This window comes from Paenibacillus sp. 7541, from assembly GCF_002276395.1.
GTDB lineage: Bacteria > Bacillota > Bacilli > Paenibacillales > Paenibacillaceae > Paenibacillus_AQ > Paenibacillus_AQ campinasensis.
In genome coordinates this window covers 16,008-32,366 of record NZ_NQLZ01000003.1, presented here as the reverse complement: position 1 = coordinate 32,366, position 16,359 = coordinate 16,008, and the positions used below count along the sequence as shown (strand labels likewise).

15 protein-coding genes and 5 riboswitches are annotated in these 16,359 nt (G+C 54.0%); of the genes, 7 read left to right on the top strand and 8 right to left on the bottom strand.

Annotated elements, in window-relative coordinates:
* The first annotated feature begins 126 nt into the window (after positions 1–126).
* On the top strand, positions 127–1,173 hold the full coding sequence (locus CHH75_RS02010) for a LacI family DNA-binding transcriptional regulator (RefSeq protein WP_095265363.1): 1,047 nt from the start codon (positions 127–129) through the stop codon (positions 1,171–1,173).
* Between the two features lie 42 nt (positions 1,174–1,215).
* Here the strand turns inward: CHH75_RS02010 and csaA are convergent, their stop codons facing one another.
* On the bottom strand, positions 1,216–1,536 hold the full coding sequence (gene csaA, locus CHH75_RS02005) for a chaperone CsaA (protein WP_095397335.1): 321 nt from the start codon (positions 1,534–1,536) through the stop codon (positions 1,216–1,218).
* A 275-nt stretch (positions 1,537–1,811) separates the two neighbouring features.
* Positions 1,812–1,893: riboswitch (ZMP/ZTP riboswitch) on the top strand.
* Positions 1,894–1,978: 85 nt separating this feature from the next.
* On the opposite strand from csaA, the gene purT reads away from it, so the two are divergent.
* Both purT and CHH75_RS01995 read left to right on the top strand, forming a co-directional pair.
* Positions 1,979–3,139 (top strand): formate-dependent phosphoribosylglycinamide formyltransferase, encoded by a 1,161-nt coding sequence (gene purT / locus CHH75_RS02000; RefSeq protein WP_095265361.1) that lies wholly within the window; start codon positions 1,979–1,981, stop codon positions 3,137–3,139.
* A 160-nt stretch (positions 3,140–3,299) separates the two neighbouring features.
* Positions 3,300–4,658, top strand: coding sequence for an MATE family efflux transporter (locus tag CHH75_RS01995; RefSeq protein WP_095265360.1), 1,359 nt, complete (start codon positions 3,300–3,302; stop codon positions 4,656–4,658).
* 364 nt (positions 4,659–5,022) lie between these two features.
* On the opposite strand, the gene CHH75_RS01990 is transcribed toward CHH75_RS01995, so the two are convergent.
* Positions 5,023–5,928 carry a helix-turn-helix transcriptional regulator gene (locus CHH75_RS01990; RefSeq protein ID WP_095265359.1) on the bottom strand — a complete coding sequence of 302 codons (906 nt, stop codon included), beginning with the start codon at positions 5,926–5,928 and terminating at the stop codon, positions 5,023–5,025.
* 206 nt (positions 5,929–6,134) lie between these two features.
* Here CHH75_RS01990 and CHH75_RS01985 point away from each other — a divergent pair, with 206 nt between their 5' ends.
* The 3 genes from CHH75_RS01985 (at position 6,135) to CHH75_RS01975 (ending at position 8,551) form a co-directional block, all read left to right on the top strand.
* The gene (locus tag CHH75_RS01985; RefSeq protein WP_095397334.1) at positions 6,135–7,184 is read left to right on the top strand and encodes a Gfo/Idh/MocA family protein; all 1,050 of its coding nucleotides are present in this window, start codon (positions 6,135–6,137) and stop codon (positions 7,182–7,184) included.
* 149 nt (positions 7,185–7,333) lie between these two features.
* Positions 7,334–7,810 (top strand): RrF2 family transcriptional regulator, encoded by a 477-nt coding sequence (locus tag CHH75_RS01980; protein ID WP_095397333.1) that lies wholly within the window; start codon positions 7,334–7,336, stop codon positions 7,808–7,810.
* Between the two features lie 96 nt (positions 7,811–7,906).
* Positions 7,907–8,551: a nitroreductase family protein gene (locus CHH75_RS01975; RefSeq protein ID WP_095265356.1), complete on the top strand. Its 645-nt coding sequence runs from the start codon at positions 7,907–7,909 to the stop codon at positions 8,549–8,551.
* Between the two features lie 103 nt (positions 8,552–8,654).
* Here the strand turns inward: CHH75_RS01975 and CHH75_RS01970 are convergent, their stop codons facing one another.
* Positions 8,655–9,500, bottom strand: a complete 846-nt coding sequence (locus tag CHH75_RS01970) for a chemotaxis protein (RefSeq protein WP_095397355.1) — start codon at positions 9,498–9,500, stop codon at positions 8,655–8,657.
* A 253-nt stretch (positions 9,501–9,753) separates the two neighbouring features.
* Here CHH75_RS01970 and CHH75_RS01965 point away from each other — a divergent pair, with 253 nt between their 5' ends.
* On the top strand, positions 9,754–10,233 hold the full coding sequence (locus CHH75_RS01965; protein ID WP_095397332.1) for a nucleoside deaminase: 480 nt from the start codon (positions 9,754–9,756) through the stop codon (positions 10,231–10,233).
* Between the two features lie 118 nt (positions 10,234–10,351).
* Here CHH75_RS01965 and CHH75_RS01960 read toward each other — a convergent pair whose 3' ends face one another.
* The 5 genes from CHH75_RS01960 to gcvT form a co-directional block, all read right to left on the bottom strand.
* Positions 10,352–11,152 (bottom strand): arylamine N-acetyltransferase family protein, encoded by an 801-nt coding sequence (locus CHH75_RS01960; RefSeq protein WP_095397331.1) that lies wholly within the window; start codon positions 11,150–11,152, stop codon positions 10,352–10,354.
* A 20-nt stretch (positions 11,153–11,172) separates the two neighbouring features.
* Entirely contained in the window at positions 11,173–11,559 is a 387-nt protein-coding gene (locus CHH75_RS01955) for a hypothetical protein (protein ID WP_141235801.1), read from the bottom strand.
* A gap of 123 nt (positions 11,560–11,682) precedes the next feature.
* Positions 11,683–13,140, bottom strand: a complete 1,458-nt coding sequence (gene gcvPB, locus CHH75_RS01950) for an aminomethyl-transferring glycine dehydrogenase subunit GcvPB (RefSeq protein WP_095397330.1) — start codon at positions 13,138–13,140, stop codon at positions 11,683–11,685.
* Positions 13,137–14,486 (bottom strand): aminomethyl-transferring glycine dehydrogenase subunit GcvPA, encoded by a 1,350-nt coding sequence (gene gcvPA / locus CHH75_RS01945; RefSeq protein ID WP_095397329.1) that lies wholly within the window; start codon positions 14,484–14,486, stop codon positions 13,137–13,139. Before gcvPA ends, gcvPB begins: the two co-directional genes overlap by 4 nt.
* Positions 14,483–15,595: a glycine cleavage system aminomethyltransferase GcvT gene (gene gcvT, locus CHH75_RS01940; protein WP_095397328.1), complete on the bottom strand. Its 1,113-nt coding sequence runs from the start codon at positions 15,593–15,595 to the stop codon at positions 14,483–14,485. Before gcvT ends, gcvPA begins: the two co-directional genes overlap by 4 nt.
* Before the next feature lie 122 nt (positions 15,596–15,717).
* Positions 15,718–15,824, bottom strand: a riboswitch (glycine riboswitch).
* 3 nt (positions 15,825–15,827) lie between these two features.
* Positions 15,828–15,929: riboswitch (glycine riboswitch) on the bottom strand.
* A 181-nt stretch (positions 15,930–16,110) separates the two neighbouring features.
* Positions 16,111–16,231: riboswitch (glycine riboswitch) on the top strand.
* A 3-nt stretch (positions 16,232–16,234) separates the two neighbouring features.
* Positions 16,235–16,322, top strand: a riboswitch (glycine riboswitch).
* Positions 16,323–16,359: the final 37 nt, after the last annotated feature.

The following is a 16,359-nucleotide window of genomic DNA, read 5'->3' as shown; positions in this document are numbered from 1 at the left end:
GCATAGATGAACGTATCGAGCAGCTTAGGAGCAGTGAGGATGAGTGATGTTCGGATGCTGATTTTCGGATTGGGCGGAATTGGGCTATAATATGGTAAAACGTTTAATGCAGAGAGCGGTGTCTGAATGAAACAAGAAGTCAGCATTGTGGATGTGGCCAGGGAAGCGGGCGTATCGATCGCTACCGTATCCAATGTTGTGAACGGAAAAGGCCGTGTATCCACGAAGACGATACAGAAGGTCAGGAAAGTGATTGATGAGCTCGGTTATACTCCGAACTTGCCTGCACGCAATCTGAAAACAAAGAGAACGGATCTGATCGGGGTTGTCGTTCCGACCATGAAGCCGGGGCGGTTGCAGGATAATCCGTTCTATTGGGATCTGCTTGCCGGTGTAGAGGAGGGAGCGCGGGACCGCAGCTTCCACATTATATTGACCGGGATCGACGAAGCGACGGAGACGTTCTCGTTTGTGAAGGAGCGAAGGCTGGATGGATTGATTGTCGTCGGGACGAACGAGGGATCGCAGGCGGTGCAGCGGGTTACGGGGCTCGGGGTGCCAGCTGTTTTCATCGACAGCTATTTGAAGGATAGCGGACTATACCAGGTGAATCTGGATGATCGGCAGGGCAGCTACCGTGCAACCTCGTACCTGATCGAGCAGGGTCATCGCCGCATTGCGCTGCTGATCGGAGATATTCCGATGGAGCGGATCGCCTACTACGGGGTGCTGCATGAACGTTGGCTCGGTTACCGGGATGCGCTGGAAGAGGCTGGTATCCCGTATGATCCGAGACTCATGATCAAGCTTCCGACCTCGCTGGCAGGCGGCTATAAGGCGGCCGACCAATTGGTGGAGCTGCCTGATGTGACGGCGATCTTCTCCTTCTCGGATGTCAGTGCGATGGGGGTTCTGAAAGGGTTGAAGGAAAAAAATAAAAGTGTGCCAGGCGAGTATTCGGTGATCGGCTTTGATAATCTGTTCATGTCAGAATATACGTCACCGTCACTCACAACGGTGTCGCAGAACATTATTGAGAAGGGGCATGCGGCGGTCCGCATGCTCCTGAATCAAATCGACGGGGAGCCATTAAGCGAGCGCCGCATCGTGCTCCCAGCCGGCCTCGTTGTGCGGGAGACAACCGGCCCGGGTCCACATCAATCGTCAGAATGATCCTGCACCTACCTAAGGATTAGGCGCCGCCTATCTGCTGGATTAAGCGATGGGTGTGCCGTTTGGAACAGCGGTGTCGGGAGCGAGCAGAACGACATCGCCTTCCTCGGGAACGCCACCGAGTACAAGCACTTCGGACTTGTAGCCGGCAATTCGTCTTGGCGGCAGGTTCACCACAGCGGCGACCTGACGTCCGATCAGCTCTTCCGGGTCATATCTGCGGGTAATCTGCGCTGAGGATTGCTTGATGCCAAGCTCGCCGAAGTCGATGGTCAGCTTGATGGCCTCGGTAAAGAATTGGGCGGTTACTATTGTGCCAATGCGGATATCCAGCTTCATAAAATCGTCGATGGTTGCAGTCATGGATCGTACGCCTCCCTTAAAGATCTATAAGTTGAATTAAATTTAGGATCAAGACCACCTGAGTGCTTAATAAGTGCATGGTGGCTCTCCAGCCTCTTAGCGGAGTTATTCTCCCTTAGTTCAGGGATGCCCCTGATCAAACGGGATAATGGTGCTAAGCCTGCAGGCAACGATTCCGCTTCCCCCATTATATAAGCGATCATGGCTGGCGGCAAAATTTTCGCAATCATTGCAATTTCATGAAATATTCAGTATGATGTTGCTGACAAATGACAAGCTCGATGTGTAACTGGCGAAGCATGGGGAACCATGAGGGAGCACATCCGGTTAGAGCAGCCGTACGCCTGGGCAAGGTAAGGGACATTGGGTACCCTTGCCTTTTTTTGTTCTTTAACCATGATAACAAGCGGAAACTACATAGTAGAAGGAGAGCTGCAACCTTATGTTCAAAACGAAGAAACTGCTGCTGCTAGGCTCTGGCGAGCTTGGCAAAGAAGTGTTGATTGAAGCCCAAAGATTGGGTGTGGAGACGATCGCGGTCGACCGTTACGAAGGTGCGCCGGCGATGCAGGTAGCTCATCGTCATGTGGTGATTGACATGCTGGATGCCGGGAAGCTGAGGGAGGTTATTGAACGCGAGCAGCCCGATCTGATCGTGCCCGAGATCGAAGCGTTGGCCACATCCGAGCTGGTGAAGCTGGAGGAGGAAGGCTTCCGCGTCATCCCGACTGCGCGAGCGGCCAAGCTGACGATGGACCGTGAAGGGATACGCCGTCTGGCGGCGGAGCAGCTGGGGCTGCCTACGGCAGGGTATCGCTTTGCCGATACGTACGCTGAGTTTGAGCAGGCCGTTCGTGAAATGGGCTATCCGTGTGTTATCAAACCGCTGATGAGCTCTTCGGGCAAAGGACAAAGCGTCTGCCGGAGCGAGAAGGATATCCGGACATGCTGGGAAATTGCAATGGAAGGCGGCCGGGTTCAGAACGGGCGTGTCATCATTGAGGAATTCATTCGGTTTCAGTCGGAAATTACATTGCTGACCGTCCGTTCCGTGAGCGGAACCAGCTTCTGTCCGCCGATAGGTCATATCCAGGAAAACGGGGACTACATCGAATCATGGCAGCCTCATCCGATGAGCGAACGACAGCTCGAAGAAGCAAAATCGATCGCAAGAGCGATTACCGATGAGCTGGGCGGGTACGGCTTGTTTGGCGTTGAGCTGTTTCTGGCCGAAGATAAGGTCTACTTCAGCGAAGTGTCTCCGCGTCCGCACGATACGGGCCTGGTGACACTGGCAAGTCAGAATCTGTCCGAATTTGCGCTGCATGTTCGCGCGATTCTCGGCTTTCCGGTTCCGGAGATTGAACTCGTGGCGCCAGGTGCGAGCCGGCCGCTGAAGGCGCCGGAGGAGCTGGATAATTATGCGATTTGTGGCGTGGACAAGGCGCTGGCCGTTCCCGGCACGCAGGTGCGAATTTTTGGCAAGCCTGTAACGAAGGTGGGCCGCCGGGTCGCGGTGGCCTTATCGACAGGCGAGACGACCGAGCAAGCGCGTGAGCGGGCCGCTCAGGCACTGGCGGGTCTTGTAGTGGAGCAGGCATAAACATCCGGTAGGGCCGGAAGTCTCAGGGGTTGTGAACGAGGCTTCCGGCCCTCGGTGCGAAATCGAACAAAAATTTATGTTGATCATCCAACGGTTCATGATAATATAGCAGTAAATAGAGACCGCAAGCACTAGAGAATAACATAATAGGAGAAATCGGATGAGAGACTTAACCCAAGGGAGCCCGGTCAAACTGATCATTGCTTTTACACTGCCGCTCCTGATCGGAAACTTGTTTCAGCAGTTCTACAACATGGCCGATACCTTTATTGTCGGAAGGACGATCGGGGTTAATGCTTTGGCGGCTGTAGGCTCGACGGGCAGCATTATGTTTTTTGTGCTCGGTTTTGTCATGGGGATGACGGCGGGGCTGTCCATCGTTACTGCCCAGCGATTTGGTGCGGGAGATATTGAAGGCATCCGAAAAAGCGTAGGCGCAAGCGCATTGATCAGCCTCGTCTTTACGGTGGTGCTGACCGTGCTTAGCGTCATTTTTACCAAGCCTGTGCTGGTCATGATGAACACGCCGGCGGAAATTTTGGATGATGCATACGATTACCTGATTGTCATCAACTTCGGACTCGGTGCGGCAGTGCTGTTCAACCTGTTGTCCAATTTGCTTCGGGGGCTGGGCGACAGCCGCACGCCGCTCTATATTTTGATCTTTGCCAGTGTCGTTAACATCGTGCTGGATCTGGTGTTTATTCTGGTATTTCGCATGGGAGTAGCCGGGGCTGGGCTTGCGACTGTGCTTGCTCAGCTGCTGGCCAGCTTCATGTGTCTGATCTATATTCAGAAAAAGGTGCCGTTGCTGCAGTTTAAAAATGCGAATTGGAAGCCGGGCTGGAAAAGTCTGCGCGAGCATATGAACATCGGCCTGCCTATGGGCTTCCAAGCTTCCATCATTGCGATTGGGGCCATCATTTTACAGATTACGCTTAACGGTCTCGGCGCCGCTTCGGTTGCTGCGTATACAGCGGCGCAGAAGATTGATATGCTGGCTGTCATGCCGATGAACTCTTTCGGGGTGACGATGGCCACCTATACGGCGCAGAACTACGGGGCGGGAAATATTAATCGGATTCGTCTCGGGGTTAGACAATGTATTATCCTCTCCGGCGTATTCAGCATCGTGATTGGTTTGGTGCTCATTCTCTTTGGCAACGGGGCAGCGACGCTGTTCGTTGGCAGCGGCGAGGAGGAGATTCTGTCGCTGACTTGGCTGTACTTCGTATCCAATGGCAGTACGTATCTGATTCTGTCCTTGCTGTTCATTTACCGGTTCACCCTTCAGGGGCTTGGACAGAGCTTTGTTCCGACCGTAGCCGGGATTATGGAGCTGGTAATGCGGGTGGTCGCCGCGATTTTCCTGACCGAGCAGATTGGGTTTCTGGGCGCGTGTCTCGCCAATCCGCTGGCCTGGCTCGGGGCCTGTATCCCGCTGGGCATCGCGTATTACATGAGCATCCGAAAGCTCGAAGCGAAATCAAAAGCGCAGCCGATTCCCATCCAGGCCTGAGGAGAGCGATTTGCTGAGAATAATCACAAACCTTGGATTCCCTTCATTGGAGGGCTCCAAGGTTTTTTTGCATGGTGGTAGACGAGACGCGAAGACTGAGGATGAAGGAACCCTCTGTTCGAGCTAAGGCGCCGCCTGACGGCCACATTAGCATAAAAGAGCTGCAGTATCGTCATATATATGAATATGAATATATCATTATATGAAAAATTCATAATAGAAAAGGGAAGACGATATCAGTCACTTCGATCATCTTCCCACGTAATCTGTACTTAGCTTCTCCATTCCATCGTTCAAATGGAAGGGCTCCGCTCACCAGATGAGATGCGAAATTGGACGAGGACTCTAACCGGAACCGGGATGTTCAGCGACCGTTCCGGGCCGCTTCGGAACGGGCCTGAGAGGGGGTCATCCCTTTGTATTGCTTGTACAGCTTGGTAAAGTAATTCGGGTTGCCGCAGCCTACATGGCTGGCGATTTCGGTAATGGTCCAGCGCTGCTCGCGAAGCAAGCGCTGCGCCTCATTCATTCGCAGCAGATTTACATAATCCACATACGTGCGACCGGTAAGCCGCTTGAACATTTTGCAGAAATGAAAAGGGCTTAATCCGACCTGAGCGGCAGCTTCTTCCACCGACATGCGGTCGCATGGCCGCGCTTCGATCCGGCGGATCAGCTGCTTGAACAGCTCACGTCCGGGAAAATACGCTTCCTCTGCTTTGCCGGCCAGCTGGTCGGGGAGGAATGTGCGTGCCATCAAGGCAAAAAAAGCATGCAGCTTGGACTTGGCAATGAGCTGGAAAGCCGGAGGCCGATGAGCAAGCTCCTCAATCACCTCGTGAACGAGCGCGTAAGCATCGCGGCAGGCCGGGTCAATATCCGCTGGCTTGGCGGGGAAACGCACGCGCCCCTCCAGAAACGGGGCAACATACTGGGCGTGAACCGGATCATGCATATAATCATTGAACAACGACGGATTCAGCACGACACAGTCGAAGCGGACAGCCCCTTCATCCAGTGCGTAGCCGACATGCAGGCTCCCTCCCGGAATCATCAGAATCTCTCCGGCTATCAGCGTATGTGGAGCGCTATCGATATGAAACACAGCCCGGCCTTCCCGCATCAGGATGATCTCGGCATGCTCATGCCAGTGGAGGTAGAGCACGCAGTCTTTGGCGGCTGCCTGGTATACCTCGTTGCGGAATAGCTGAAAGGGGTAGGCTTTATAATCCAGCCTTGTATTCTCATGAAGCTCTTTCGGATTGGACAATCTCAACACCTCTTTCTCAAGCGCAAGATTTGAGTGGTAAATGACAAGGTTGGGTAGAGAAATACGGTGAAACTGCAATTATAATGAAGTTGCTTACTTCCTACAGTAAGACAATATCGGAGAGATATCAACCCAAAGTGAAGAGTGGGCCGTGAGGCGCAACCACTCGGGATGAGCATACATTCGTATGATAAGGAGCGAGGCAGATGGGGAAACGTTACAGCATTCTGATTGCAGGTTGCGGAAGCATGTCTAACCTGTGGGTGGAGTACGTAAAAGAAAGAGAAGATGCGCACATTATCGGACTTGTGGACTTGTATGAAGCGACAGCCCGGGCGATGGCGGAAAGGCATGGCCTGAGCTGCCCTGTATTTTCGAATATAGAGGAAGCGCTTGCTTCCACCAGCCCGGACATCGTATTTGATATTACGGTGCCTGCAAGCCATTACCATATTAGCCGGGCTGCATTATCTCACGGCTGTCATGTATTCAGCGAAAAGCCGCTGGCCGAGTCGATGGATCAATGCCTGGAGATCGTGGAACTGGCAAGCCGCCAGGGCAGAACCCATGCGGTGATGCAGAACCGCCGCTTTGATCCGCGCATCCGCGCTTACAAGGACTTGATCCAGAGCGGGGCGATCGGGCAGCCGGGCTTTATAGGCGCCGACTTTTTCCTGGGCCCACATTTTGGCGGGTTCCGGGAAGCGATGGAGAGTCCGCTCTTGCTCGATATGGCGATCCATACCTTCGATCAAGCCCGCTTTCTGAGTGGGGCGAATCCGGAAACGGTGTACTGCCAGGAATTTAACCCTCCGGGCTCCTGGTATGCAGGCAATGCGATGGCCGTATGTATTTTTGAGATGTCGGACGGCACCGTCTTCAACTACCGGGGTTCTTGGTGCGCTGAGGGAGCGCAGACATCCTGGGAAGCGGCCTGGCGCGTCACCGGGTCGAAGGGAACGGCGATCTGGAACGGCTTTGATGAGGTGTATGCAGAAGTGGTGGCAGATCAAGAGGGTGCGGGTCAGTTTTCGCGCAAGCTGGAACGGGTGCAGGGCATCATCCCGGAGATGAGCAAGACCGGGCACCATGGCTGTCTGGAAAATATGTTTGCTTCCCTGGAGGCTGGCACGAAGCCGGAAACGGACGGCAGCGACAACATTTACAGCATGGCGATGGTACTTGGAGCACTTGAGAGTGCGAGAACAGGAAGAAAAGTAAAAATTTCAGAATTCATGGGCCAGCCGCGAGGCTGATAAGCGTTGGCGTGGATCCCATTCTACAGGTTCTACAGGGAGACGCTGGAGATTCACTCCCGTTCACTAATGAGGATCCGCGTTTCCATGCTTGAAGCTTTCCGGACGTTTGCGTTACAATACGGAAGAGCAAGCAAGGGGGCGGTTACATGAACATCGGAAAGGATGGAGCGGTCGGCAAATCGGCGGCGTCCTGTCAATCCAGTTATAAAAACTTCAGCCTGGCGCTGCAAGCACTGGTCGCGCTTGAGAAGCATGCCGGAAAATGCTCAAGCGGCGACCTGGCGCTTTATTTGCAGTCTGAGCCGACGGTTCTCCGGCGTATTCTCAAGGCGCTTGCCCAGGAGAATATCATTGAATCCAGGGAAGGCCGAGACGGCGGCTACCGCCTGATCCGAAGCGCCGACAGCATCTCGCTGGCCGATGTTTATAACGCGCTGCACATTCACAGCCACATCAGTGCCGGCATGCTGGATGCAGCAGGAGAGCATCACTTTGGAGAGCGAATCAAATGTGCGTTCTCGGATGTGATATCCGACTTGGAAGAGAGCATGCTGCAGGTGCTGAGCGCCCGTACCATTGCCGATATTGCGGAAAAAACGAAATCGGACCAGCAAGAGGATTGACAATCGCTCTTGCCTGCCTTATACTGTGCATGAATCACCACAGTTAACTTCATGGAATTTCAGACTATAGAAAATATAAGTATGCAGGAGGGAAAGATGATGTCCATGCTGGCCATTCAAGATTTTCATACCGTTGTTCGCGAGCGTCACTCGGTTCGCCATTATGATCCATCGGTGAAGATTTCAAGAGAGGAAATGGAGGAGATTCTGAAGGACGCAACACTTGCTCCGTCCTCCAGCAATTTGCAGCCTTGGCGTTTTCTTGTCATCGACGATCAGGCGTTGAAGGAGAAGCTGCACCCGATTGCGAACAACCAGCAGCAAGTGCTGGATGCTTCGGCTGTCATTGCAGTTCTCGGGGACTTGAGATGGTATGAACAAGGGGAAAAGATCTACAACATGTCCTTTGAAGCCGGCTTTATGACCGAAGAGATCAAGGAGCGTTTTATTCAGGTCGCGAGCAATGGGTATGCCAACATGAGTGATGAGGTCAAGAACAGCATCATCGATGTGGATGCAGGTCTGGCTTCGATGCAGCTGATGCTGTCGGCGAAGGCAAGAGGTTACGATACGGTGCCGATGGGCGGCTACAACAAGGAGCAATTTGTTGAAGAATTCAATATTCCAGAACATTATCGCAGCGTCATGCTGATTGCGGTCGGAAAGGCAGCATCGCCAGCCCGTCCTACGGTGAGACTTCCGCTGGAAGACGTAATATCCTGGAATGAAATGAAATCATGATCCAGCAGGGGAGGCCTTGGCCTCCTTTTTTTTGTGATATGAATCCAGGCTGAAGAGCATTCAACCAAGCTGGTCATCTTATCGTGCTGTTCCAAGGCTTAGCTTAACGTTTGTAATTCACCTTGTTCCATGCCGCTGCCAGCGTCGAGGAGATGTGGCGGATAATGGTCGGGTTGGAGAAGTAGCCTCTGTGGGACAGCGGATTCCAGCTTGTCAGCCAATGGCCGGCATTGACTTCCACGTCCTTGCGCACTGTTTCTTTATAGGCAGGGTCCACCCCTTGAAGCGGATAGCCTAATATATCGTCTTTATCATAGAAATTGATCCACTCGCCTTCGAGCCTGCGATGATGCAGCTTCAGGTGATCGGAAGGAACGCGGATCGGCTGGTCGAAATCCCGGTAGCGCAAGCTCCATAAAGGCAGCGTCGTGCCGAGGGAATAGAAGAAAGCGAGGGTTTCCCCCTTCTCAATCGGCGCCTCCGGGTTGATGACCAGACGTTTCCCGCGGGAAGAGAACTGTAAATCATAGAAGAAATTGCTGGCAATCACCGTGCCGAGGCTGTGGGAAATGACGCATAGCGGTGCAGTCGGACCGGCTGCCAGCGACAACCGGTGCAGGGCGGCGCTAAGTGTGCTGTGAACCTCTTCATAGTTCTGTGCGTCACCCTCTACCGGCTGGTAAGCAACCGCATCTGCCAAGTAGTGGATGACAATGCGGCGCAGCCAGCGGTACCGCAGACGGTAGGATGAGACGATATCCCGGAATAACTGTTCTTCTCGCTCCGCAAACACATGAGCCCAGTGAACGGCTTCAATGGCAAGCTGGTCGGTAGAAAGTCCGGAAGCCTCGGCAAACGCTTCGCTTAATTTACGGATGAGTCGTTCTGCATAATTTTCCTTCTGCCTTCCCAAACCATGAACGATCATCACGGCAATCTTCTGCTCCATCATGGTTCACACCCCTCTACGAATCATCTGCTTGCAGCTTTGCTTTAACTTCATCGTACATGATAACCAGTATAAGGTGAATATAGGAAATTAAGATAATTCCAAGCGGCCAAGATCAAGGCAGCAACTTCTGGATACAAGAACCGGAGGTCATGGCGCCTTGAAATCATATATAATAAATAGACATTTATATTATGAAGGGTCCTTGAATATAATCAGGACGCCAGCAAAATCCGAAGGGGGCTTGTTGCTGATGACGGAGAAAAATCATGAATACTGGATGAGTGTAGCTATCCGGGAGGCGCATCATAATGTGCTGAACACCGAAGGCGGCCCGTTTGGCGCGATCGTTGTAAAGGACGGAGAAATTATCGGGAGAGGCCGGAATCTGGTCACTACGCGAAATGACCCGACCGCGCACGCCGAGGTGCAGGCGATCCGCGAAGCCTGCCAGCATCTGAACCAGTATCAGCTGGAGGGATGTACGATCTATACCAGCTGTGAGCCGTGCCCGATGTGTATCGGAGCGATCTACTGGTCCCGGCCGGATGCCGTATATTATGCATGCACCCAGCAGGACGCAGCCAATATCGGCTTTGACGATAAGTTTATATACGATGAAATCGCTTTGCCGATGGAGAAACGCTCGATTCCGATGCAGCAGCTGCACATGGATGAACGGCTGCTTCCTTTCCAGGCATGGACCACATCCACGGGCAAAATCGAATATTAAACAAGAAGAAACCGGGAATCCGCCAGCGGAGACCCGGTTTGTTGCTGTGTTACATAACGTATATAACGATGATGGCTGATGCGCGAGGGGCGTTCCGGCGGCAGGAAGAATTTCCTCCCTATTCCAGCCAAGGCAGCTCGCCGGTCAGCCGAATGCCGAAATAACGTGCCAGTGCCTCGGTGTATTCCTGCTTGCTGGCCGGACGGAAGACATGTACCCCTTGCTTGGTGTAGATGCGAAACTCGCGGTCATCGATGGTGTTTCGGCCTTCCGCGGTTCGGATCGATACTCTGGCTGTTTTGTTGAAGGGGGAGTCCGGCGCATGCTCGCACCAATAGGACGTTGTCAGGAAATCCTCGGGCAAATTAGGCTCCTCGGTAAAGGAAAAGACCGGGTTCCAGCCCTCGCCCTTTTGCTCGTACAGCATCCATCCATAGGCGGCAGATTTGCTTAATCGGTAGCACTCATCCCCCTGGGTCTGCGGAGCATCCTCAATCAGCTCCAGCGGCTCTCGCGGTCCGGCCCCGCCGACGCCAACATCCGTGATGTAGCGCTTGCCATCGATGACCACATGCAGAATATGATGCCGGCGCTTGGCTGGCGTGACAGGTTCGTCCTTCCAGAAGCGCCCGAAGTAATTCGTCACTTCATAGCCGGCCTGCTCCAGCAGCCAGCCAAACAGGGCGTTCAGCTCGAAGCAGTATCCGCCGCGCCCGGCGGTGACGATTTTGTGGTACAGCTCAGGCACCGACAGGGAGAGCGGAATGCCTGCCAATATATCCAGATTCTCATATGGGACGGCATGGACATGGAGGCGCTGCAGTTCCTTGAGTACTTCCAAGGTCGGCTCGAGCGGACCCTCGTAACCGATGCGGTTCAAATAGGCGGCTACATCACATTGCTCACTGGTATGGATCATTTGCAGATCACCCGGCTTTCTTATCCATTTTGGCGTTCAATTGCTTCCACATAATCTTTTCCATCCTTTAAAGACAGCTTGAGCTGGTCCCGTACCTCTTTAATGGCCTGGATCTTCTTTCCTTGGTTCAGAAGCTGCCGCACGCGCTCGTCTACATACAGCTGCTGTTCCGTTGGCAAGTGGGAAGATACAGGTGAAGGGGAAGGAGAGGGAGCGGCAGCTTTATATCCGGACGCGGTCGGGAAGTTGACCTTTCTTGATATCCGGTCCAGATCATCTCTTAATTCATTCACCTTGGCTTGCAGTGTGACGACCCTTAACAGCAGCAAAACGGAGACCAGGAGGGCCAGGATAGCTAGAATCTCTGAAGTATTCACATCGTTCTCCTCTCTGGGTTCATTGCCCATAACATTTGGATTTATTATATCACAATGCTCACCGCTTTCGGCCCGGGAAGGCTGCTGTGCGAAAATAAGGCAATGCGAAAAAAAAGCTCTTGCCCTTTGGACCGGGCAAGAGCTTCTCTTGGATTAACCGCAGGTGCAGTTCAGCACCGGCTTGCGGGCTGCGGTCGTTTCGTCAAGACGCTTGACGACCGTCGTATGCGGCGCGTTGATGACCACTTCCGGTGTCGTCTCCGCTTCCTTGGCGATTTGAATCATCGTGTCGATAAAGCCATCCAGCGTTTCCTTGCTTTCCGTTTCGGTCGGCTCGATCATAATGCATTCCTCAACGTTAAGCGGGAAGTAGATCGTTGGCGGATGATATCCGAAATCCAGCAGGCGCTTGGCAACATCCAGCGTACGGACACCGTACTGCTTCAGCTTTCTGCCGGACAGGACGAATTCATGTTTGCACAGTCCCGGATAAGCTACCTCATAATAAGGGGCCAGGCGGTGCATCATGTAGTTTGCGTTCAGCACAGCCAGCTCCGATACGCGGCGCAGCCCTTCCGGACCATAGGTGCGGATGTAGGTATATGCGCGAACAAGGATGCCGAAGTTGCCGTAATATGCTTTCACGCGGCCGATCGATTGCGGCCTGTCATAATCCCAGTAGAAGGTGCCGTCCTCGCGCTTCGAGACGATCGGTTTCGGCAGAAACGGAATCAGCTTGCTTTTGACGCCCACAGGCCCAGCACCAGGCCCGCCTCCGCCATGCGGCGTGCTCATCGTTTTGTGCAGATTCAGATGCACCACGTCAAATCCCATGTCGCCAGGGCGGGTGATGCCCATAATCGCATTAGAGTTGGCGCCGTCGTAATAGAGCAGCCCGCCCGCTTCGTGAACGATCTCGGCGATTTCAACGATCTGCTCCTCGAACAGGCCAAGCGTGCTCGGGTTGGTCAGCATAAGCGCTGCCGTATCGCTGCCGACAGCGGCCCGGAGCGCATCCAGATCGACCATTCCGCGTTCGTTAGATTTGATGGTGACCGTATCGTAACCGGCAACGGTGGCGCTGGCCGGGTTCGTACCGTGCGAGGAGTCCGGTACAATCACCTTGGTGCGGTGCTCGCCTCGCGCTTCATGGTAGGCGCGGATCAGCATGAGGCCGGTCCATTCGCCATGAGCGCCTGCAGCCGGCTGCAGCGTTACCTGATCCATGCCTGTCAGCGCAGCCAGATCGTTCTGGAGCGTGTACAGCAGCTCAAGCGCTCCCTGAATGCTCTCTTCCGGCTGATACGGATGGATTTTGGCAAATCCGGCAAAACGGGCGACATCCTCATTAATTTTCGGATTGTATTTCATCGTGCAGGAGCCGAGCGGATAGAAGCCGTTATCAATCCCGAAGTTGCGTCTGGACAGCTCGGTGTAGTGGCGAATGACATCCACCTCGTACACCTCAGGCAGCTCGGCCGGCTTCTGGCGAAGCAGATGGGCAGGAATCAGCTCCGATGTCTCTTTCTCCGGCACATCGCATTCCGGCAGGGAATAGGCGGTGCGTCCAGGCTTGCTCAGTTCGAAAATCAACGCTTTTTCCGGTTTCATACCATCGCCTCCAGTTCGCTGATAAAGTGGTCGATCTCTTCCTTCGTCCGCCGCTCGGTGACGGCGATAAGCATGCAGTTCTCAAGTTCCGGATATACCGCTCCTAGGTCGTAGCCGCCGATGAACCCACGCTCCAGCAGCTTGGCATTCAGCTGCTTCATGTCAGTTCCCGCAGGCAGCTTGACCGCAAATTCATTGAAGAACGGGGATGCGAACGCAAGCGACAGAGAGCCGCTGGCAACCCGCTCAGCTGCATAGTGGGATTTGCGAATGTTCAGCAGCGCCGCCTCTTGCATGCCCGCCTTGCCGAGCGTCGACATATATACGGAAGCACACAGCGCAAGCAGCGCCTGGTTCGAGCAGATGTTGGACGTTGCCTTCTCCCGGCGGATATGCTGTTCGCGCGCCTGCAGCGTCAGCACGAAGCCGCGCTTGCCTTCGCTATCGACCGTCTGGCCAACGATCCGGCCTGGAATTCGGCGCATCAGCGGCTCGGATACTGCGAAGAAACCGCAGGTAGGACCGCCGAGGGAAGCCGGAATGCCAAGCGGCTGAGCATCGCCGACGACGATGTCGGCGCCAAGCTCGCCGGGAGACTCCAAGAGTCCGAGGGAGAGCGGGTTCACGCTGAGCACGAGCATCGCTTTTTTGTCATGAACAAGCGGCTCGATGGCTCTTACATCCTCAATGCAGCCGAAGAAGTTCGGCGACTGAATCAGCACGGCTGCCGTATCCTCCGTGATGGCTGCAGCCAGCGCCTCCTGATCGGTTACCCCGTCCTTGAAGCCGACTTCGATGACGTCCAAGCCGAGGCCGTGAGCAGAGGTCAGCACAATCTCTCTGGCTTCCGGGTGCACGGCGTGTGAGATGACAATCCGCTTGCGTTTCGTCGCGCCGCTCGCCAGCGCTGCCGCTTCCGCAAGAGCAGTGGACCCGTCATACATGCTCGCATTGGCTACCTTCATGCCGGTCAGTTCACAAATATACGATTGGAATTCGAAGATCGCCTGCAGCTCGCCTTGGCTGATCTCCGGCTGGTAAGGGGTATAAGCGGTATAAAATTCCGAGCGGGAAATGACATGATTCAGCACGACAGGGATGTGATGGTCGTACAGCCCGGCACCAAGAAAGCTGGTGTAGCGGTCGAAATCGGCATTTTTGTCAGCCAGCGCACGCATGTGCTTGAGCAGCTCGTACTCGCCGAGTCGGGATGACATCGGCAGCACTCCTTGGTAACGAATCGCCTCGGGAATGTCGGCGAACAGGTCCTCTATAGTTTCTGCACCGACAGCAGCCAGCATTTCAGCCTGATCCTGATCGGTCATTGGCAGGTAACGATGCTTCATGATTTCGCAGCTCCTTTTTTATAGAATGGGGTTTTTACAACATTGGCCTTCAGCCGCTTTCCGCGGATTTCAACCCACACCTCTGTGCCGATGGCCGCATGCTCCGCGTCGATCAGCGCAAGGCCGAGGTTGCGTTTCAAGGTCGGGGACTGCGTGCCGCTGGTCACCTCGCCGATGAGCGAGCCATCGCCGTCGTATACCGCGTAATGCGTGCGGGGAATGCCGCGGTCGATCATTTCAATCCCGACAAGCTTGCGCGGGATGCCTTCGTTCTTCTGCTTCAGCAGCGCGTCACGGCCAATAAACTCCCCGGCGTCCAGCTTCACGAAGAATCCGAGGCCGGCTTCCAGTGGGGAGATGCTTTCCGACAGTTCCTGCCCGTACAGCGGAAGTCTTGCTTCGAAACGGAGCGTGTCGCGTGCGCCAAGTCCGGCAGGAATGAGTCCGTCGGCTTCGCCAGCCGCGAGCAGTCCTTTCCAGATCGCCGGTGCATCGTCTGCCGAGCAGTAGATTTCGTAGCCGTCTTCGCCGGTATAGCCGGTGCGTGAGAGAAGCACGGCACAACCGCACACTTCGGCGCGCTCGATAAAATGGAATGGGGAAAGCGAAGGGAGGGGATCTTTGACCGCTTTAGCCATTACGGCATCCGATGCCGGTCCTTGCAGGGCGATCAAAGCAGTCTCGGATGAAATGTTCTCCAGCAGAACATCTCCGGACACATGCCCGGTCAGCCACTCGAGGTCCTTGTCAATGTTGGAGGCATTCACGACAAGCATGTAGCGGTCTTGCGCCAGCTTGTATACGATCAGATCGTCTACCGTGCCGCCATGCTCATAGCACATCAGTGTGTATTGCGCTTGGCCCGGAGACAAGCGGGTCACGTCATTGGTGGTCATCCGCTGAATGAAGGATTCCGCATCCTGACCGGTAATCAGAAATTCTCCCATATGGGAAACGTCGAACAGGCCTGCCTGTCCACGTACGGCTTCATGCTCGCGAACGATGCCCGAGAATTGGACTGGAAGCTCCCACCCGCCAAAATCAATACAGCGGACGGAAGGGAATTCCGAGTATAACGGGTACAGCGGTGTGCGCGCTAATGAACTCATCTTCTCACCTCATCATGTGGTATGAAATGTAAAACACGGAACTGCGAAACAGCAAAAAAGGACAGGCAGAAGGAAAATGAAGCTGTGCAGCAAAATTGCCGCATGCCCATCGTGTTCCTCTGCTCTGTCCTTTGTACCTGAGAGTTACCCCACCGCCATGTCAATATCATGTAATGATCGTGTGAGTTTCCCCTTGGGTGATCCTTTTTAATTAGGATTCTCTCCAGAGATGCGTCCGGTAAAGGTCCTTTTGCCTGAGAGATTCACCGATACATCGGCTTACTCCTTCGGCGCTACCTGTCGAGCTGTCGGTAATCTCTCCCGCTACCATCATCCGCTATGTAATTGTTCATATCCAAAAAGCTCCTGTGATTATTATAAACGTCCGATTTGGTAAAGTGTCAACCATTATTTCGCCCAAAAGCGCTTTAAATTTTATTTTTTGTAAGAAATATTGACATCGACTCGTCCCTGTTTTATTCTGTGGGAGATATAGCGACCAACCGAATAAGCGAATGACGATGGACGGGAGAGACTGCAGGCAGGTGATGTCGTCTGCGGCACCGAAGGAGCAAGCCGTTATTGTCTTGCCGGCATAACGAACAATCTCTCAGGTAAAAGTACCGTCATCCGACGCAGCTCTGGAGAGCGCGGAAGCCACCCAAGGGGAAACGAATGTCCGGAGGATACCGGAGATTCGGGAAACTCTCAGGTATCAAGGACAGAGAACAGGCCGCAGGCCTTTCCATGTCCTTTTTTTCATT

Coding starts and splice junctions, on each gene's coding strand:
- gcvPA (WP_095397329.1), bottom strand. CDS start 14,486: ATGAAGCATCGTTACCTGCCAATGACCGATCAGGATCAGGCTGAAATG.
- CHH75_RS01980 (WP_095397333.1), top strand. CDS start 7,334: ATGAACATCGGAAAGGATGGAGCGGTCGGCAAATCGGCGGCGTCCTGT.
- gcvT (WP_095397328.1), bottom strand. CDS start 15,595: ATGAGTTCATTAGCGCGCACACCGCTGTACCCGTTATACTCGGAATTC.
- CHH75_RS01960 (WP_095397331.1), bottom strand. CDS start 11,152: ATGATCCATACCAGTGAGCAATGTGATGTAGCCGCCTATTTGAACCGC.
- CHH75_RS01975 (WP_095265356.1), top strand. CDS start 7,907: ATGATGTCCATGCTGGCCATTCAAGATTTTCATACCGTTGTTCGCGAG.
- CHH75_RS01965 (WP_095397332.1), top strand. CDS start 9,754: ATGACGGAGAAAAATCATGAATACTGGATGAGTGTAGCTATCCGGGAG.
- CHH75_RS01995 (WP_095265360.1), top strand. CDS start 3,300: ATGAGAGACTTAACCCAAGGGAGCCCGGTCAAACTGATCATTGCTTTT.
- CHH75_RS01970 (WP_095397355.1), bottom strand. CDS start 9,500: ATGGAGCAGAAGATTGCCGTGATGATCGTTCATGGTTTGGGAAGGCAG.
- CHH75_RS01985 (WP_095397334.1), top strand. CDS start 6,135: ATGGGGAAACGTTACAGCATTCTGATTGCAGGTTGCGGAAGCATGTCT.
- gcvPB (WP_095397330.1), bottom strand. CDS start 13,140: ATGAAACCGGAAAAAGCGTTGATTTTCGAACTGAGCAAGCCTGGACGC.
- CHH75_RS02010 (WP_095265363.1), top strand. CDS start 127: ATGAAACAAGAAGTCAGCATTGTGGATGTGGCCAGGGAAGCGGGCGTA.
- csaA (WP_095397335.1), bottom strand. CDS start 1,536: ATGACTGCAACCATCGACGATTTTATGAAGCTGGATATCCGCATTGGC.
- purT (WP_095265361.1), top strand. CDS start 1,979: ATGTTCAAAACGAAGAAACTGCTGCTGCTAGGCTCTGGCGAGCTTGGC.
- CHH75_RS01955 (WP_141235801.1), bottom strand. CDS start 11,559: ATGGGCAATGAACCCAGAGAGGAGAACGATGTGAATACTTCAGAGATT.